Genomic DNA, 20,517 nt, shown 5'->3' with positions numbered 1-20,517 from the left:
TCGTCAACATTATCTTTTCACATGCTTTTAAAGCAATTACTGTGCGTTAAAAACATACTTTTCTCCTCTTTGAGTAGCCATATCGTACTCAAAGATTGGTCTCAAATGCTTCCCTTTCAAAGTCGCTTGTGATGACACAAGAGCTTCTTTTCCAGCTATGGGGTTTAACAGACTATTTTCGTTTTCACCAGCTGCTCTCTTCAACCCCTTACCTTTTAGTGGCCAGTAGGATCGTAAACGTAGATTTCCGCCAATTTTTGAGGTAACAGCAATGTTCCGAATCTGACCATCTTTCCAGTTCATATCAACAGTAAATCCACCTCTAGCTACAATACCCGAGACAGCGCCATCGCTCCATAATTCCGATAAAGCAGGCAGGATATGCACCGCTCTGTCATGGCTCTGTAGCAGCATTTCAGCAACTCCTGCACTCAAACCAAAATTTCCATCAATCTGAAAAGGTGGATGGGCTGTAAACATATTGGGATAAGTCCGTCCATCCGGATTTTTATGATTCGCTAAAGTCAACATATTGTCAATGATCTGATACGCTTTATTCCCATCGAGCAAACGTGCCCATAGATTGATCTTCCACCCGATGGACCAACCTGTCGCAAAATCACCTCGATACTGCAATGAATTAGCAGCAGCCTCAAATAATTGGGGCGTCCGATACGCCGATATTTGGTTTCCCGGATACAGGCCATACATGTGCGATACATGCCGATGGTCACTTTTAGGATCATCAAGATCTTCCAGCCACTCTTGCAATTGCGCATATCGGCCTACTTGCATAGGCGGAAGCTTTCGAGCGGCTTTTATTAATTTCGCTTGATAAGCGGCATCTTGATCGACAATCTCGCTCGCTAATGCCGTACGTGTAAGGATATCGAAAGCCAGTTGATTGTCCATGGTAACCCCCGCAGAGATCGGCCCGTGCTCGGGAGATATGGAGGGTGCAATGACCAGCCAGTCTTTATGCTTAGGATGTGCAATCAATATAGAAAGAATAAAATCGGCCGCTCCTTTCATGACAGGATACACTTCAGTAAGAAACTTCTGATCACCGGTGTATAAATAGTGCTCCCATAAATGCTGCGTTAGCCATGTTCCGCCTGTCGGCCACATACCTGCTGCCGCAAAATCAATTGGACTGGTCACCCGCCAGAGATCTGTGTTATGGTGCGTAACCCATCCATCAGCACCATAGAGTACCCGTGCAGTTTCTCGACCACTCTCGCTCAACTCTTTAATAAGCTGAAAAAGTGGCTCATGCGTTTCTGAAAGATTAGTAACCTCCGCTGGCCAGTAGTTCATTTCGGTGTTAATATTGACCGTATATTTGCTATCCCATGGCGGGTTCATCGATCTATTCCAGATCCCCTGCAAATTAGCAGGCTGTCCACCAGGCTGAGAAGAGCAGATCAATAAATACCGTCCAAACTGCACCAATAACGCCACCAAAGCTGGATCTTGTGTCGTTTTGAAACTTTCAATCCGTTTAGTAGTCGTCAGATTTTCTTGTCCAGCTGTTTGACCCAGATCTAATTTGAAACGTGCGAATTGCTTGCTGTACATCGCGATATGCTGTTTCAATGCCGTTTGAAAAGCTTTCTTTTGAGCCAGTGCTAATGTACTGGCTGCTTTAACACCTGCATTCTGATCAACTGTTTTGTAATTCACAAAATTTGTAGCAACAGCCATATAGATCACGACCGATGTCGCGCCCGATACGGTCAGTTTATTATCCGTGAGCGTGACACGGCCGTCCTTATTTTTAACAGCCGTATGCTTTTGATACCTGATTTTTCCCTCAATACCCTCATGCGATGTCCCGCTGCCTTCTAAAATTAGGCTTTGACCAGATTTATAAACCTTGCACTCGGAGGGATTTGCATATTCGAGATCAAAATTTAAAGCACCCTTTTTACTAGCGGTTATTTCCATTACAATCACATCATCAGCAAAAGAAGAAAACACTTGACGCGTATAGGTGACACCATCTACCGTATAGCGTGACTGCACGACAGCTTTTTCGAGATCCAGTTCGCGGTAATAATGCTGATAATGTTTATGATCAGGAAAATTTAATATAACACTGCCCGCCGTCTGATAGGGCATGCCATGGGTTTTGGTAAAAAATGATTGATTTGTTAAGCGATCGGCCGCCTCTGTTTTACCAGCAAAGATCAATTGCTGAATTTGAGGAAGTGCGTTTAACGCATTCGGATTATCATTGCGGTATGGTCCCCCGGCATAAATCGTTTCTTCGTTAAGCTGTAATTCTTCACGCTCCGGAATACCATACACCATCGCTCCCAAACGCCCATTCCCGATCGGTAATGCCTGTTCCCAGATCTGATCAACGACAGGTTGATCATACCACAATTTTAGTGAGCTTTTATGCTGCGCATATGCAACACAGCCGAATATCGACAGCTTTACTATCCCTATGATCGTAAATAATTTAGCAACCATCAATCTCATCATGCTATTTTGTTTCCTCTACTTATTATTTTATACATTGATTAGCCTGTATTGGTCAACTTATAACCCTGTTTCAGGAACCAAATAGCCTACATACATATTCAAAATGTGATCATTTACCCTGACTACGCTCCTTAAACAACAATTGCGAAATCTGATACAGATCATTCTTCCAAACCTTAAAATCATGTCCTCCCGGCTCGATATAGAAGACATGCGGTACCTCATGCTTTTTCAAATAATCATGTGTTCTGTTCGTAATAGTGATTAAACCATCTTGATCGCCACAAGAAAGCCAAAGTAACTTGAGTTTGTCTTTTACTTCTTGCGGATGTGGGATCAGTTGCTCAGGCATTAGGGTATTGGGTGCGGAAGAAAATCCACCGACCCAGGCAAATGTATCCAAGTTACCAAGACCAAAATTTAGAGCTTGACCTCCCCCCATGGATAATCCAAATAAGGCACGATTCAAAGGGTTCGCATTCACAGGATAAGTTTTTTCGACATATGGAATAAGATCATCAATAAGATCTCTTTGAAACGTCGCAAAAGCCTCAACTTTAGCCGCATCCATGATATTACCTATAGCACGATCATCTTTCATGGCACGGCCATTGGGCAATACCACGATCATCGGTTCCAGCTTACCTTGTGCATACAGATTATCTAGAATAACATGAGGAGTACCATTGTTTAACCACTCAAACTGATCGCCACCGATCCCATGTAAAAGATAAAGTACGGGGTACAATTCCTTTGCCGAGAACCCAGGAGGTAAATACACTAAAGCCGTCCGTTCTATACCAACAGTTGATGAAGGATAAGTAATCGTATCTATTTTACCATGTATAATATCCGGTTGATATACAGCAAACCCCTCAGGAGCTGTAACGGTTTGAGCTTTTAATACCGTAATGGATAGGACTATACATAACACCGTCCAAATATTTTTCATAATCATTTGGTTTATAATTGAATATTAACACTTATATAAATTGATCATTTATCAATTTAGGTTTCAATAAGCATGAATCAGCCGACCTTTTCCTTACCTATTTTTTTGAATCCATGGAATTCAGAAGATTAAAGGGTTTATATCACTTGTGCAGATTGATCTATTTTTCTGGAAATCACTTTCTCTACTGCAGATACGATGTTCGCCGCATTTAAACCATATTTTTCCATTAACTGCGCAGGAGTCCCCGATTGACCGAAACAATCATCAACAGCAATATATTCTTGTGGGATCGGCATATTCTTGACAAGCAGCTGTGCAACACTGTCTCCTAAACCACCTAAGCGATTGTGCTCTTCAGCAGTCACCACACAACCTGTTTTCCGAACCGACTTCAATATTGCACTGTCATCCAACGGCTTAATGGTGTGTATATTAATAATCTCTGCATCTATACCCAATTGCTCTAAAAGCTCACCTGCTTGAATGGCTTCCCAGACCAAGTGTCCTGTGGCAATAATAGTCACATCATTCCCTTCGTTCAGCATAACCGCTTTTCCGATCTCAAATTCTTGATCTTCTGGTGTAAAGACAGGTACTACAGGTCTTCCAAAACGGAGATACACAGGACCGAAATACTTTGCGGCAGCAATCGTCGCAGCTTTGGTCTGGTTATAATCGCAAGGATTGATCACTGTCATCCCTGGTAGCATCTTCATCAACCCTATATCCTCCAAAATCTGATGCGTCGCACCATCCTCACCAAGTGTCAATCCTGCATGCGAGGCCGCGATCTTCACATTCTTATTAGAATAAGCGATCGATTGGCGTATTTGATCATAAACCCTTCCGGTTGCGAAGTTGGCAAAAGTACCTGTAAACGGAATCCTATTCCCGATGGTCAGACCTGCCGCTATTCCCATCATATTGGCTTCCGCAATACCGATCTGGAAGAATCTTTCCGGAAATTCTTTTATGAAATCGTTCATCTTTAGTGACCCGATCAAATCAGCACAAAGTGCCACGACATGTTCATCTTGACGGCCAGCTTCCAACAGTCCCGCTCCAAAGCCTGAGCGGGTATCCCGAGATTCGCTATATGTATATTTTTTCATTTTTTTGCTTAATAATCTCCTAATGTTTGTGAATTCTGTGCTAAAGCATCAGCCAATTGATCGTTATTTGGAGCAACTCCATGCCATTTATGTGATCCCATCATAAAACTGACACCATTTCCCATTTCAGAATGCAGTAAAATAACGGTAGGAAGACCTTGACGAGCCTGCTGTTGCGCTTGAGTAAGTCCATCCAATATAGCAGCGATATCATTTCCCTGATGTATTTCCAATACCTGCCAGCCAAAAGCTAACCACTTGGCATGTAAATCACCTAGAGACAGTACATCTTTCGTCGCCCCATCGATCTGTGCACCATTATAATCAATTATGGCAATCAGGTTATCCACTTTATTATGTGGCGCATACATCGCAGCCTCCCATACCTGACCTTCCTGCAGTTCACCATCGCCCATCAGGACATAAACCAGGCCTGCATCACGATTTAGTTTTTTCGCCTGTGCCGCACCGATTGCCACGGATAATCCTTGCCCTAATGAACCTGATGCAATACGGATTCCTGGTAAACCTTCATGCGTGGTAGGATGCCCCTGCAACCGGGTTCCCAGCTTGCGGAACGTTGCCAATTCGGCCACATCAAAATAACCTGCTCTCGCCAGTACACTGTAGAAGACAGGGGAAATATGGCCGTTGGAAAGAAAAAACAGATCTTCACCACTTCCATCCATATCAAATCCCTCTTTCCGGTTCATGACTTCAAAATAGAGCACAACCAACAACTCTGTACATCCTAAAGAGCCTCCGGGATGACCCGATTGGCAAGCATGCACCATGCGAACGATATCTCTTCGCACTTGCGAAACAATAGCCTGTAGCTCAGAAATACTCTTTTTATTAATTTCCATCGCGATTAATTGTTTTGAGCAGCTACCCGTTTATGATCCGCTAAAAATTGCGCTAGGCCACTATCTGTTAAGGGATGTTTTAAAAGAGAAAGAATGGCCGACAAGGGCGATGTAATAACATCTGCTCCAATTTTGGCACAACCCAATATATGCGTACTATTACGTACAGATGCCGCTAGTATCTGTGTAGGAAAGAGATAATGATCATATATTGTTCGGATTTCTTTAATAAGACCAAGCCCATCAACAGAAATATCATCCAGACGGCCTATAAATGGAGAAACATAAGTAGCACCTGCCTTTGCAGCCAATAATGCCTGTCCTGCAGAAAAAACTAATGTACAGTTGGTTTTAATGCCTTTGTTACTAAAATATTTGATGGCTCTAATTCCCGCCTTAGTCATGGGTACTTTGACCACTATTTTGCTATCTAAATTTGCCAGCTCCTGTCCTTCCGCTATCATATTTTCATAATCGGTAGCAATCACCTCAGCACTGACATCGCCATCGACAATAGCACATATGGCTAGGTAATGTTTCTTAACAAGATCATCTCCACTGATTCCTTCTTTAGCCATTAAGGTAGGATTGGTCGTTACACCGTCGAGAACCCCGAAGTCTTGGGCTTCCTGAATATCGTTCAAATTGGCTGTGTCAATAAAAAATTTCATTTATTAAATTTAAGTTTAGTAGTTTATGGTTTGGTCTACAAAAGAGCCTTTCAGAATCTCTAATTGCAAAACAAAACTATACTAATAGGGTCTAAAAAAATGAAACAGATCTTAAAAATAAGGGTAAAAATGTTCAAAATACAGTCCTGAAACACAGCTATAGGCTGTTTAATCACCTTCCTTGCAGAAAACAGTTGAATAGAAGAAGTAGATGTCAAAAGCCATAAACAAAAAAGGAGACTCTATAAAGAATCTCCTTTTTAATCACTTTTTCCTCCATCTCCCCAACAGCCGGCTGGTCACTCCCTTGTCCCGTTACTCCGTCAATATGTTACGTCTTGAACGATGTCACTTTTTCAATATGTCACTACATTACAGCCGAAAACATATTACTATGGTACACTGCTACCCCTGCGCAAATACTTATTCTAAAAGAGAATTGATATCAACAAAAAAAGGTGTCCAAAGGCACCTTTTTTAATATTAGCTCAGTAAAACTTTATTTCAATTTTTCGACTTGCTCCGGAGTCAGAGATAAAATATCACAAATCATCGCTATATCAAAACCACTATTCAACATTTTAGTAGCTGATTCGAACTTTTCTACTTCAGCTTTCTCCCTTTCAGCCTCAGCAAGAGCTTCCAATTTCTTGATGCGTACCGCCGCTAATCCACGTTCTTGCTCCTGTCCTTCTCGCTTAGCCTTTTCCAATAAATATTCACGTGTACCCATTGTTGTGCTCCTTCCTAATTTTGTATCGATTTCTTGTTCAAATTTAATAAAAATTTCTTTATCTTCAAAACTAACATAATAAGCCAGGAAATCATAAATACCCTGACGTGTAGTCTTTTCCATATCCCTTTTCATCATTTGATCGTAAAGATCATGTTTAATATCTTTAAGTTCTTCGTCGGTCACATTATTATTAATTATAGCCAAAAATGCCGTTAATACCACAACAGCAAATGGATTCGGATTAGACCGTAAATCTTCCTCATTTTGACTTAGAATCTTATAGTAATTGAATTCATACCGTAAAGTCGTTCCTAAAAAACTTTGTTCATACAACTTTGGCTTATAATGTTTATTCTCATCAGTCAATATCGCTATGGCACAAACTGGCACCTGATATCGATCAGTGATTTTATAATAATATTCAAACATCCGTTTTTCCAAATCATTATTACCCTTGTTGGACTGCACTTCAATATGACAAAAGATAAATTGCTCACCTCCACCTTTCATATAGACTTTTACTAACTTATCGACAAATCTTTTACCTTTATTACTCTTTTCTGGCGGAAATAAGGTCTCAAACTCTTTGTCGAGATATTCAAAAGGTTTATTCAAGTCAAATAACAATTCAGCTTCGGGAAACATAAATCGGAGGAAATCTGCAAAAGTCTGCTCCAGTATCGATTTCCACAAGGGATCATCAACACGTCTTAATTTTTGCCTCATCATAATTCATGGTTAATTGATTATCAAACACTAATATAAACATAAATAACTAAAATAAGTAGTAATAAATCTATTTATTTTAGCAAATAGTAATTAAAAACAATTCCATTTTCGCGAGAACTACACTTACGACAATACTTGAGTTAATGAGATTTTTTTAAATTAGTGCTATGATTTTTAGTGTGATCATACTACCAATTAAAATAGCACGAACGAAACAGATACAAAGATGTTTTAGATGACCTTGTTATACCCTACTAAGAAATTAAAAAAGATAAAATTTTGAAATTTACCTTATAAAATACATCATACCCCTTATCAAAATTCCTTCAATCTCGAATAAAATGTAGCCTTATAGCTTTCACTGATGGGAATTTTCTCTTCATCAATTAGCAGAGAATTTCCGTCTATAAATTTGATATAGTTAAAAGATACAATATAGGAACGATGCACCCTACAGAAAAGTCGGGTAGGAATCAGATTAATTATTTCTTTCAGATTCATATAAGTAATGATATGTTGATCCTTCGTGTAGACGGATATATAGTTATTCAAACCCTTAATAAACATGATATCTGAAAATTTAACCTGATAATATTTATTTTTAGCATCACCTTTTAATAACAGATAGTCATTTTCAACCTGCGGCGTCATGGACGCCAATTGTAATAACCGAAACTTATCTACAGCCTTTTGAAAACGCTCATAGGAAAATGGCTTCAGCAGGTAGTCTACCACATCCAGATCAAAACCTTGCAGTGCATAGTCTGGATAGGCTGTAGTTAAAATAACCCGGCATTTATTTCCGCAACGTTTGAGAAATTGAATACCGTTTATCGTCGGCATCTGAATATCTAAAAATACCAGATCAACATGTCCGCTCATAATCATATTTAAAGCATCAAATGCATCATCGGTCGCTTTGATTAAAGTCAGATCTGGGGTCTTGTCAACATATGCAGCAATAATTCCTGTCGCGTACAATTGATCATCCAGTGCTATGCACCGATATCTTTTACGATCTATCTCACCCTTTACCACAATTTTACAATTAAAGATATACGATAAACCAGATCATTCTTTTCCATATGTAAAGTATGTTTCCCTGGATATAAAATTTCGAGCCGACGTTTAACATTAGCGATTCCAATACCACTGCCCTTTTCCTGAAATTGTGTATTGATATAATTAGACACTTCAAATTCCAATATTGCTGGCGTGACATTTAAACGGATATTGACCGGTTGCTTTTCAACATGTGTTATGCCATGTTTAATGGCATTCTCCACAAATGGAGCAAGCAATAAAGGTGGGAATAAGAGCCTGTCTATTGCTCCCGTTATTAAAAATGTATGGTAAAAATTAGGATGAAACTGCATGCTATGGAGGGCAATATAATCTTCAATAAACACGACTTCTTCACCAAGCGTCAGCATATCCCGCTTATTCTGCGCCAGCGTGTACCGCATGGTATCCGACAGCTTTAGGATCGCAGTTGATAAATTTTCGGACAAAGGCAACGCTATGGAATACATATAATTTAAGGTATTATATAGAAAATGAGGATTGAGCTGCGATTTTAAGAAATTCAATTCCGCCTGTTCCATCCCCGCCTGAAGCACTTTGTTCTTTTTTTCAACCTCAAAAGATTTCGCGACCAGATACACAATCAGGGCGATAAAGACTCCAGGTAATGAAAAATAAAAGTTATCGTAGATGAAATAATAAGGATCAAGATGAGGGTTCGGCTTGAATCCAAGATACTTCACAAAGAGCACTTCTTCAAAAGAATACCTCAAAAATACAATGGTTAAAAGCAATGATATAACGCTAACCGTTAAAGAAATCGCTTTATTCGCACGCCAAAATTTTGGGAAGATATAGAACAGACAGACAATGATCTCTCCCAATAAAAGTAATTGCGAAAACACAATCAAGATCACCCCTTCAAAGGATGATCTTGAAAATAAAATTGCTCCGATTATAAGGTATAAAAATGAAATCAGCCAAAAAAATAAAACGATGCTCAAAAGCCTTCTATTCGTCATACCCAAATTTAAAAATTTAATAACCATTTTATAATTTTTTACACCAATGGCACCTAATATTACGTGAATCTATAAATCTTAGTTTAACATCATTTCCCGCCCCGTTGGCGTAATAAAATTTACGGTGTCCAACAAAGTTTGAACATTTGGGAAAACATTGATTATGAAACAAAATAAGGTACTTTATATAATGCAACCAGTAGTACTGCTCCTACTTTTAAACCTGCCACATTGCTCATTTGGCCAAATAAAACGACAGTTTAAAGCGCACACCATTGCAGGAAAAATAGTTGATTCTTTAACAAAAAGAATGATTCCAGCATCAAGTATCTATTTGTATAGGAAAGATACTGCAGATGGCAGACCGATGAAAACAGTCATTGGTGATGCAGCAGGAAATTTTAAAATCACAGCGGTTCAGCCCGGCAACTATCTTCTAAAAGTGAGCGCATTGGGTTACGCGACCAGTACAGAACACTCCATTAACATCAATAACGGTAATGTTGATTTAGGTATGATCGGTATGTCTGCCGCTAATCATCAGTTGCAAAAGGTGGATGTATACCATAAAACACCGCTTGTACAAATCAAAACAGACCGACTTATTTATAATACGGCACTTGACCCCACCCTGTCTGGAGGAAATGCGGCTGATGCATTGCGAAAAGTACCGCTATTATCTGTGGATGCAATGGGTAATGTATCGCTAAAAGGAGATCGAAATGTCCGCATATTACTTGACGGAAAGCCTTCAGGGGCTATGAATAATAATATGGCAGACGCCCTAAAAATGATTCCTGCAGACCAGATAAAAAATATAGAAGTGATCACCAGTCCATCATCAAAATATGACGCAGAAGGTGGTTCCGGAATAATTATTATCAATACCAAACGAAACAGTACCGATGGAGTACATGGATCATATTCCGGAGGATTAGGAACGCGACAGAATAATTTCAATGGAAATATCAGCATCAGAAAGAGCAAATTAGGCATGAATGCAAATTTGGGAAATTCGTGGAGCTGGCCTGTTGATACACGCATCACATTTGATCAGAAACTTTTGAATAAGGAACAGTATATCGAACAAGAAACCGAAAGCCGGAACAAAAGGAATGGTTTAAGAGGGAGCCTATCATTAGATTATGAACTTGATTCCAATAATCTCCTCATTTCCAATTTCAATATCAATCAACTCACTATCCAAACAGACAATCTCCTCAAGACGAGCTATGCAGTAAGTGCCCCTGTCAGCAGTACCAACAACAACCAAGTTCGATTCGGAGGATTTGACTGGAGCACCGATTACATCCGAAAATTTCAGAAGAAAAATCAAGAATTAAACTTTTCAGTTCAATTATCTAAAAATAACGCCAATACAAATTATCAATCTTTCTTTCTGCAGAACAATTTTCGTCCTGATGAAAAAGGACTGAACGCAGGCGCGAATAAAGAAGTAACGATACAATTGGATTATACCCATCCCATCAAAAAGGCCACTTTAGAATTGGGCGCAAAAGCCATCTTCAGGGACATCCAATCTACTATTCAAGTCGATACAATCGGACAGGAAAATGTCTATTTAAATGTCAGTCAAAGAACTTACAATTTCAGTTACAAACAAGATGTAAGCGCCATCTATTCGACGCTACAGATCCCTTTAAACACAAGAACCGATATTAAAGCCGGAGTTCGATATGAGTATACAAGAGCAGAAATTAAAGCCATCGATCAGCAAGCTAGTTTTCGTGATCAACAGCACAATATTCTCCCTAGCGCAGTGATCTCCTATAAAGTCTCAGAACAGTTAAATTTGAAGATTAGTTATAACCAGCGCATGCAACGGCCCAGTCTGTATTTTCTAAACCCTTTTCGAAACGAATCAGATCCTGTCAATCAATTACAGGGAAATCCGCAATTAGCTCCGGAAATATCGCATAACATGGAATTGAGCACACATCTCACTATGAAAAAAAGCATGCTTAATCTTTCCCTATACCACCGAAGAAACAGTAATGTCATTGAATCTGTTTACAGGAATACAATCCATAACGAAAAGCCAATCGTATTGCAGACTTTCGCCAATATCGGCGAAACACAATCATTTGGAACTAATATCTTTGCATCTGTCGATTTATTTAAAATATTGACGTTGAGAGGAAATATCGACCTATACACCTTCCATATACAGCCCAAAGATCTCTATGGTAATTTGACACATCAGGCCAATAAGACTTTCATCAATTACAAGACCTTTATCAGCGGTACTGTAGATCTGAAAAAAGGATGGATAGCCGAGTCTTTTATATTTTTTGATGCTCCAGAGCGAACATTCCAAGGGTATTATGCCTCCTTTAATATGTGGAATTTAAGTGTGAAAAAAGAAATACTGAAGAAGAAAGGTACTTTAGGGCTTACTATGGTCGATCCATTTCAAAAAGTAAAGAATCTGGGTTCATATGCAAAAACCGATCAATATGAACAGCATGGAAATTTTGCCATTCCATTCCGCTCCTTCGGCATTAACTTTTCGTGGAAGTTTGGCAAGAGCAATTCGCAAAGGGAGAAGTACGATTCGAACATCAAAAACGATGATCAGAAATCAGGAGGAGAATCTAAAATGTAAATTAGATTTGTTTATTATTACTTCTAACTAAAAAATGGAAAACAACCAGATATTTGATGGAAACACCTCTTAAAAAAAATAACGCAATAAATTTTAGCAATTTGCAAACTCAATCTACCCATGAATAGAAGTAAGAGATACATTCAGAAAGTTGGATGATTTGTTCAGCTAATAGCTTAAATGTAATAAAAAACACGAACTGCACCACAGAACGTGTTTTTGAAAAAATATATTCCCTTAAAATTTAGCCAAGAAATCGGCATAAAGGTACTCGATCTTTTTACCTTCATTTTCAGCAGATACGGTCAACAATTTATCTGTAAATTCCTTCATTTTTGTAAAACCTCTAGCATCCATTACTTGGTCAGTTGCTGTATAAGCAGCATTAAAATCGGCCTCTTTATAATGATTTTTGCAGTATAATAAATAGACTGCATAAGTCATGTATTCATCAAATATATATTTTGGCGTGGAGTAAGCATCAATCCCTTGTACAGCTTCATTTACCCAATAGTTTCGGTCTTTGAAGGCTTCATTAATTTGAATCTTATGCTCATTTGTTGGTTTAGCGACGTAGTTATGATCAATCTCGGTAAACATCACGCGCGTATTAAACAATTCGTTTTCAATGGAACTCATATACGAATTAGTGACCAAAGGCGGCAAACTCATATAAATCAATCGGAAGTTGTTATTGTTAAATTCCGAAGTATAATTCAGTCCATTGATTAATGGGGAACAGTAGATCGTATACGCATTGATGCGTGTATCAAAATTTTGTTCCAACCATTTCCATTGTTTTACGACATTAGCTTCCTTTTCATACTGAGCAATGATCTCGGCATAATACTTTTTGTGCTTTTTATAGAACGAACGGAAGTCTGATTTAATCGCAAAATCTTCCAACTCCTTCTTGTATTTTGTAATTGGATTCTCAACAGCTTTTACACCATTTACACCTCCTGCAGGAAAAATATACACATCACTTTTCACAAGCTGGTTACCTTTGAAATGATATGAAATACCGTTGCCTGTTAAAAATACATTATTGATGAGTGTTTCTATCAATAGTGAATCAAACGTATGAATGATAGGTTCTTTTTCATAAGCCTTGAACTGTTTCATGACAGATTGATAATATGGCCCTTCTTGTTGCATCATATCATCATTTTCCAGGCCCGTTTTAGTAATGGCAATCATAATCTGCAGTAACTCTTTCACTTCGTTGACCTCGATGTTGTATTTACCCTGATTCTCTTTTTTAAACTTCTCTGTAAAATTCACTTTTTCCTGCGCTTGAGCAAAGAAAGAAATTAAAAGAAATACTATTGTTAACTTTTTCACTTTTAATGATTTATAAATTTGATTAAATATTTTATTTTTAAAACTCCAAAAAATAAGGATTAAAAAAGTAGGCAAATATAAAAATAACACACTAAATAGTGTCTAAAGTAAATGTATTATTTTTACCTTGCGTTATCAACGACAGATCAAGATGGAAAGAAAGCCAGCCGGAGGAAAAATAAGGAATATAGAACGCAGCAAGACGAAGTTTTTGTTAGCAGTTGGGAAAATTCTTAAAACCAAGGGACATGCAGGTTTAAAAATCAACGATATTGCTAAATTAGCAGGAGTAGACAAAAAGATGATTTACATCTATTTTGGTGGATTAGATGGTTTGATTGACGATTACATCCGAACACAAGATTTTTGGAGCAATGTAAAAGCAGAACAAGCTTCCGCCCCTATCACCGATGGCGGGAAAAGCTTCGCTAAAGAACTCTTCTTATCTCAGTTTGATTATTTATTCGAAAATAAAGAACTACAAAAACTATTGCTTTGGAGATTGTCCGAAGAGCGAAAATCTTTACGAAAACTCACCGAAGACCAAGAAGCAAGTGCTGAAGTACTATTTACCGAAATTGTCGAACCTCACTTTGGTACAAATGCAGAAAAATATAGAGCGGTGAGTGCGATATTGGCTGCTGGAATGTACTACCTGACCATGTACGCTGAAGTGAATGGAAGTACATTTTCCGGTATCGATTTAAAGACTGAAAACGGCAGAAAGGCCATTAAAGATGCTGTTAATTTTATCGTTGATAAAGCTTACGAAACCTGGTAAGCAGCTATTATTAATACTAGGCGAATTGATCGCTATTTTCTAATAATGGATTGACCCTAGTAAAATATGAAACATACTTTTAGCGATTTAAACAGCATCTGCAATTTTAAAATCATTAGAATTTAATGTTAATTGCTTCAAGCATACCTGTCACCGGTTTTGCATTTGGTACAACCGATACAAAAAGAAAATAAGCGTTAGCAAACATTAGTATATAGTTAATTAAACTCAATGTAGAAAGGCTTATACGATAACAGATAAGCCTTTTTATTTTCCATCACTTACATGCAGACCCTGCAAGCAAAGGCCTATAATCTAACCTACGGGTATTAAGACAAACATCTTCAGGAGATCATATAAGACATTAATTGAAAAAAAAGGATGGCTTATCTGAAATAGAGAAAATTATTTTAATATCTTGGGCTTTTCTCTCTAATAAATGCCAATATCTTTTACGATCAGGCTGATCAAAAGCGTTGGGAGAAGAATCATCATTCAAAAATATCAAAACAAAATCCTATGTATACTCCAGCAAGAACAAATTCTGACAATTTAGATTTTCAAAATCTAGTATCAAAACTTGATCATGATTTGGCTTTAAAAAACGGAACTGCTAATGCGTTCTTTACTCAATATAATAAAATTGATACCATTAAAAATGTAGTTGTTGTTTACGACTCAGATGGACAGGCAGTTGGATGTGGGGCAATGAAAGCTTATGCTGACGACATTATCGAGATCAAGAGAATGTTTGTTCTAGCCGATAAACGCGGAAAAGGAATCGCTAGTCAAATATTATCGGAATTACAGGATTGGGCTCAAGAACTGGGGTATAAAAAATGCATCTTAGAGACGGGCGACAAAATGATTGAAGCAATTGGTTTATACAAAAAACACCAATTTAATATCATCCCAAACTATGGTCAATATAAAAACATTGAAAATAGCATCTGTTTTGAAAAAGAGCTTTTTTCTTAACTACTAACGCTTATCTATGATACTCCTGAAATAATAGATAGGTTTAATTACTTTAATAATCAATCGTTTATAATGGAATGACTTCATTCACGATTGTATATAAAACTAAATTTATCTAAGTTTGTCAGTACCTATTTAAAGACTATTCATGAATTTCAAGAATGAGGTTGATTCAAAACGTTTATTGCAGCGCCTACAAGAAGGTGATCGCGACGCGTTCGATCTTATTTTTAAACTTTATTGGGATCCCATACTGCTCTATTTATCCAAATTAGTAAAAGATAGAGCTGATGCCGAGGATCTACTTCAAAATATTTTTGTCAATCTCTGGAACAAGCGGGAGTCCTCCTCCATACAGCATTTGCAAACATGGCTATATGGTGCAGCACGGAAAAGTGCACTCTTTTATCATCGTACACAAAGCAATCAAAAAAAACTTATCACTGCTATTCTGGATTACATTCAAGAGGAAGGTTTTTCATTAAGCGAACAGCAACAAGGTAAAGAACTACAGCTCATCATTGATAAAGAGATTGAAAAACTACCGCTAAAGATGAAAGAAGTCTTTATACTCAGCCGCCATGAGCAGTTAAGTTATAAAGAAATTGCAGAACGTTTACAGATATCAGATCAGACAGTTAAAAAACAGATCAGCAATGCGTTGAGTATCCTGAGGAGCAGCCTTAAAAAACAAGGTCTCTATGCTCTCCTGCTTCTTATTCTCATCGATTTAAAATAAATTTAATATTTTTTTAACATTCATCTACCACCAAGTGCCTCTTGGTGCAACTATGATATAAACAATGTCCCCAATGGAACAGAAAGATATCGCAGAAATACTGTTGAAGTATGAACTTGGTATAAGTTCAGAAAAAGAAAACAAACTCATTGAGTCTTGGTATGATGCCCAAACTGCAGAAGATTGGACGCTTAACACTTTAGAACACCAGGAACAAAAAAACAATATTCTTGCTCACATTCATAAACAGATTGGCTCAACAGCACCAATCCGCAAACCCATTTACCGATCACCATTATGGTGGAGTGCCGCAGCAGCTATACTCATAGCAGTTTGTGTACTCTTCTTCTATCAAAACCGATGGAATGAATCAAATAAAATCGCAGCAATAAATCAATTTAAGCCCGGCAAAGACCAAGCCATACTAAAACTAGATGATGGTTCGACCATTGTTCTCAATGGGGAAAAATCAGGTGTAAAAATCATTAATGGTACAGCAGTCTATTTTGATGGATCAGCCATCAGCAAAGATGAACTTCATTCTCAGTTATTGACGATAGAAGTTCCCAAAGGAGGTCAATACCAAGTTACACTCCCAGATGGCAGTAAAGTCTGGTTAAATGCAGCTTCTACCTTAAAATACCCAGTGCAATTCAGCAATACCCAACGCGAAGTATCACTAGAGGGAGAAGCCTATTTTGAAGTGAGCAAAAATCCACATAAACCCTTTATAGTAAAATCAAACCATCAACAGGTAAAAGTATTAGGAACCGTATTTAACATCAATAGTTATGACGAACGCAGGTATGTAGAGACCACACTTCTTGAAGGAGCTGTCCAAGTCAACCAACACCGTCTGCGGCCAGGCCAGCGATCTCTTATATCCGGTTCGTCCACTCAGATTCTTCCTGCTGACATGGAAGCAGCTATCGCATGGAAAAAAGGATATTTCCTCTTTGATAACGAACCTTTACCGCATATTTTAGCAACCCTTTCACGATGGTACAATGTTGAATTTGATTATAAGCAAACAGACATCAAAACCTTATCATTCTGGGGGTCAATTGATAAAAACCAATCTTTAGCAAAAACACTCGCATTTTTCGAAAGTACCAATCAAATAAAATTTGAATATCAAGATGGCAAAATAGTTATCCATAAGAAATAAAACAGACCTAATTAGAAAACAAACACACTAACCTAAAAACAACAAACCACAAATGAATCGCCTAAAAACCTTGCTATTGGTCACCTCGGTGCTAGCGGGAACAACATTATCCGCACAACAGCTCAATTATCACGGAAAACCATCCCTCAAAGAACTGTTTACTATCATTAGGCAGCAAACTGGTTATAACATCATTGCTTCAAGCAATCAAGTTGACCTAAATGCTACTGTAACCGTACAGGCTAAAGATAAAATGCTACGGGAAGTTCTGGAAGAAGCTTTTCAAAACCTCCCTCTTTCATTCAAGATCGTAGGTAAAGAAATTACCATTTTACATGAAGAAAAATCAAAAGAAAACAAAACTAAAAAGCAGAAGGAAGTACAGCAACTTTTTATAAACGGAACAGTACGAGACAAGTCTGGTCCCATAGAATTGGTCACTATTTATAATAAAAGCAACGACAAATTAACTTTCACAAATGAAAAAGGAGCTTTCAGTATAGAGCGGACCAATCATTTGGATACCTTGGTTTTTAGTTCCATTGGCTATGAAGAGAGACAATTAGCCGTATCAGCAGATCAAAAAAAGATTGATATGCAGCTGTTGCAGACACAGACTGTATTGGATGAAGTCAGCGTACTCTCCTATGGGCAACAGGTTTCCAAACGTCTCAATACAGGGTCAACCTCTGGAGTAACTGCAGCCACTATCGAGAAAACACCAACAGCAGATCCGCTAATCGCTTTACAAAATCGCGTTCCCGGTCTACTTATCAACACCTTAAGTGGCCTCCCCGGTATACAGACACAAATACAGATCCGTGGTGTCAATACTGTCAATCAAGATGGTCAAGCCAGACAGCCTCTTTTTATCGTTGACGGCATTCCCTTCAACAATAACTCATTAGCATATATAGGCGCCAATAAATTGACCCACTCCATCTTAGGTGAGAGTCCGCTTAAAAGTATAGATCCGAGCACCATTGCAAGTATTGAGGTCCTGAAGGATGCAGACGCAACAGCAATTTATGGAGCACGTGGTGCCAATGGCGTCATCTTGATCACCACGAAGCGTGGCAAAGTAGGCCGCGCTACCCTCAGTGCAGACTATTACCATAGTTTTGCTTCCATTGGTCGTCATATGAAAATGCTCAACACAGCGCAATACTTGGAAATGCGTCGAGAAGCCGCAAAAAATGATGGTATTGAAATAACTCCAGAAGCCTATCCCGATTTATTCTCCTGGAGCCAAACAGAAGACCACAATTGGCAGAAGGAATATTTTAACAATATCGCACATACTTCCAATGCCGAGTTATCCCTTTCAGGCGGTTCGTCCAGGTTCAGTTATTTGCTTGGTGGCGGGTTTCGCCGTGAAAACACAGTTTACGACAAGAAAAATGGCCTTTCAATAGGTAATTTTCGAAGTAACTTAGATTACAACACTGCCGATGGAAAGTTTACAGCATCTTTATCAGCTAGCTATGCAACAGATAAAAATGATATCATACCACTTTCCTTTAATAACTTCTTGACATTACCGCCCAATTATTCCCTCTATACTGCCGACGGCGAATTGAATTGGGGACTAGAAAACCCGATTGCACAGCTCGAACAAACTATAGCGAATAAAACAAAAAATATAGTAAACAACTTGTCATTAAGTTACCGCATACTACCGAATCTAGTATCCAAAATTAACACGGGTTATACCCGCATGCACATGGATCAAATGGCACTCAACCCAAGACGATCATTTAATCCTGCCTATCCAACCCCCGGCAACAACTCGTTTACAGATGCCACGACAGCAACATTCAATTTTGAACCCCAATTGGATTATGACCTAGTCATAGGTCGTAATGCCTTCCATGCCCTTTTGGGTGGTACTTACATCAATAGTGAAAACGAAAGTATCAACAAATCTGGCGCCGACTATTTAGACGACAGCTTAATTGAAGATATTAACGCCGCTGGACGGATTGATATCCTACAAGCACAGCGGCAATACCGTTTTCTGTCAGGTTTTGCACGAATTGGTTGGACCTTTGACCAAAAATATGTAGTAAATGGAACAATCCGTCGTGATGGTTCTTCCCGATTTGGCACTGGCAATAAGTATGGAAACTTCTGGTCACTTGGTGCAGCCTGGATATTAAGTGAAGAAACATGGCTCAAGGACAACAACATCGGAATCAGCTTTGCCAAGCTCCGCGGTAGTTATGGTCTTACGGGAAATGACAATATAGGCGATTACTCCTATTTTGTCAACTATGCCAGAAGTCTTGAGAATTATCTCGGTCAAGGATTCTTACCGACCAATCTTTTCAACGCAAACTACCAATGGGAAGTAAATAAGAAACTTGATCTTGCGGCAGAGATGGGCTTTCTGAAAGATCGGATCGTACTTGAAGTCAATTATTACCGCAATCGATCAGGCAATCAACTTGTTGGCTATGGTCTACCGACACAGGTAGGTTACAATTCCGTTAACCAAAACCTGGATGCTATTGTAGAAAACAGTGGTTGGGAATTTAGTTTACAGACTACCCCCATCAATAATTTAGTTTTCACCTGGAAAACCAATTTTACAATGAGCATCAATCGAAATAAATTGCTCTCGTTTCCAGACCTAGCAGGATCACCCTATAGCATAACCTATCAGCTAGGAAAACCCCTCAGCCTAACTTGGGGATATAAGTACCTGGGCATCAACCCAACAGACGGACAACCCCAATTTGAAGATATCAGCGGTGATGGTCAGATTGGCTTTCCAGATGACTATACCGTACTAGCACCCAATATTCCAGCCTTTTTTGGTGGAATTGGCAACTCCTTTAACTACAAAAACTTTGACTTAGATATCTTTTTCAGCTTTAAGAAAAATAAAAATTCGTATTTCTTTCCTTTCTCAGGAGCAGGAAGCACCGTGAATGCTCCCATCGCGGTTCTTGATCGTTGGCAACAAGTTGGTCAAGAGGCTAAATTTCCAGCCTACACCACCAACTCGATGGTGATGTCCAATTATAGCAGCTCCAATGCGAACTATGTTGACGCATCGTATTTACGGCTTAACAATGTGACATTAAGCTATCAAGTGCCACATCAGTTTCTTGAAAAAATAAAAATGAAAAATCTGCGTGCTTACGCCACTGGAGCAAACTTATTCACCCTAACCAAATTCAAAGGAACAGATCCCGAGACAGGTATCGACATGCCTATGTTACGCACTTTTACATTAGGAGTAAGAAGCTCATTTTAAAAAATTATACAGCAT

Annotated in this window: 15 protein-coding genes; 6 read left to right on the top strand and 9 right to left on the bottom strand. The window is 38.5% G+C overall.

The window, feature by feature from the left end:
* Positions 1–36: 36 nt before the first annotated feature.
* From HCX49_RS03975 to HCX49_RS03940, 8 genes are all read right to left on the bottom strand, one after another.
* Positions 37–2,490, bottom strand: coding sequence for a glycosyl hydrolase family 95 catalytic domain-containing protein (locus HCX49_RS03975; RefSeq protein ID WP_206368208.1), 2,454 nt, complete (start codon positions 2,488–2,490; stop codon positions 37–39).
* A 109-nt stretch (positions 2,491–2,599) separates the two neighbouring features.
* Positions 2,600–3,442 carry an alpha/beta hydrolase gene (locus HCX49_RS03970; protein ID WP_168126235.1) on the bottom strand — a complete coding sequence of 281 codons (843 nt, stop codon included), beginning with the start codon at positions 3,440–3,442 and terminating at the stop codon, positions 2,600–2,602.
* Positions 3,443–3,579: 137 nt separating this feature from the next.
* Entirely contained in the window at positions 3,580–4,557 is a 978-nt protein-coding gene (locus HCX49_RS03965) for a transketolase family protein (RefSeq protein ID WP_168126234.1), read from the bottom strand.
* A gap of 8 nt (positions 4,558–4,565) precedes the next feature.
* The gene (locus HCX49_RS03960; RefSeq protein WP_168126233.1) at positions 4,566–5,423 is read right to left on the bottom strand and encodes a transketolase; all 858 of its coding nucleotides are present in this window, start codon (positions 5,421–5,423) and stop codon (positions 4,566–4,568) included.
* A 5-nt stretch (positions 5,424–5,428) separates the two neighbouring features.
* Positions 5,429–6,094: a fructose-6-phosphate aldolase gene (gene fsa / locus HCX49_RS03955; RefSeq protein WP_168126232.1), complete on the bottom strand. Its 666-nt coding sequence runs from the start codon at positions 6,092–6,094 to the stop codon at positions 5,429–5,431.
* A gap of 499 nt (positions 6,095–6,593) precedes the next feature.
* The gene (locus tag HCX49_RS03950) at positions 6,594–7,559 is read right to left on the bottom strand and encodes a hypothetical protein (protein WP_168126231.1); all 966 of its coding nucleotides are present in this window, start codon (positions 7,557–7,559) and stop codon (positions 6,594–6,596) included.
* A 315-nt stretch (positions 7,560–7,874) separates the two neighbouring features.
* Complete coding sequence (locus HCX49_RS03945; protein ID WP_232789247.1) at positions 7,875–8,597, bottom strand: LytR/AlgR family response regulator transcription factor; 723 nt, start codon at positions 8,595–8,597, stop codon at positions 7,875–7,877.
* Entirely contained in the window at positions 8,591–9,631 is a 1,041-nt protein-coding gene (locus tag HCX49_RS03940; RefSeq protein WP_168126230.1) for a sensor histidine kinase, read from the bottom strand. Before HCX49_RS03940 ends, HCX49_RS03945 begins: the two co-directional genes overlap by 7 nt.
* A gap of 136 nt (positions 9,632–9,767) precedes the next feature.
* On the opposite strand from HCX49_RS03940, the gene HCX49_RS03935 reads away from it, so the two are divergent.
* Entirely contained in the window at positions 9,768–12,230 is a 2,463-nt protein-coding gene (locus HCX49_RS03935; protein WP_168126229.1) for a TonB-dependent receptor, read from the top strand.
* Between the two features lie 237 nt (positions 12,231–12,467).
* Here the strand turns inward: HCX49_RS03935 and HCX49_RS03930 are convergent, their stop codons facing one another.
* Positions 12,468–13,574, bottom strand: coding sequence for a DUF4932 domain-containing protein (locus HCX49_RS03930; RefSeq protein WP_168126228.1), 1,107 nt, complete (start codon positions 13,572–13,574; stop codon positions 12,468–12,470).
* 151 nt (positions 13,575–13,725) lie between these two features.
* Between HCX49_RS03930 and HCX49_RS03925 the strand changes: the two genes are divergently transcribed.
* The 5 genes from HCX49_RS03925 to HCX49_RS03905 all read left to right on the top strand — a co-directional run bounded on the left by HCX49_RS03925 (position 13,726) and on the right by HCX49_RS03905 (position 20,502).
* On the top strand, positions 13,726–14,355 hold the full coding sequence (locus tag HCX49_RS03925) for a TetR/AcrR family transcriptional regulator (protein WP_168126227.1): 630 nt from the start codon (positions 13,726–13,728) through the stop codon (positions 14,353–14,355).
* 519 nt (positions 14,356–14,874) lie between these two features.
* Complete coding sequence (locus tag HCX49_RS03920; protein WP_168126226.1) at positions 14,875–15,333, top strand: GNAT family N-acetyltransferase; 459 nt, start codon at positions 14,875–14,877, stop codon at positions 15,331–15,333.
* A gap of 148 nt (positions 15,334–15,481) precedes the next feature.
* Entirely contained in the window at positions 15,482–16,072 is a 591-nt protein-coding gene (locus HCX49_RS03915; protein WP_168126225.1) for an RNA polymerase sigma factor, read from the top strand.
* 73 nt (positions 16,073–16,145) lie between these two features.
* Positions 16,146–17,240 carry a FecR family protein gene (locus HCX49_RS03910; RefSeq protein ID WP_168126224.1) on the top strand — a complete coding sequence of 365 codons (1,095 nt, stop codon included), beginning with the start codon at positions 16,146–16,148 and terminating at the stop codon, positions 17,238–17,240.
* 52 nt (positions 17,241–17,292) lie between these two features.
* The gene (locus HCX49_RS03905) at positions 17,293–20,502 is read left to right on the top strand and encodes a SusC/RagA family TonB-linked outer membrane protein (protein WP_168126223.1); all 3,210 of its coding nucleotides are present in this window, start codon (positions 17,293–17,295) and stop codon (positions 20,500–20,502) included.
* Positions 20,503–20,517 lie beyond the last annotated feature (15 nt).

Origin of the sequence: Sphingobacterium sp. B16(2022) (genome assembly GCF_012030425.1) — a bacterium.
GTDB classification, from domain to species: domain Bacteria; phylum Bacteroidota; class Bacteroidia; order Sphingobacteriales; family Sphingobacteriaceae; genus Sphingobacterium; species Sphingobacterium anhuiense.
This window is presented reverse-complemented; position numbering and strand designations above follow the sequence as displayed.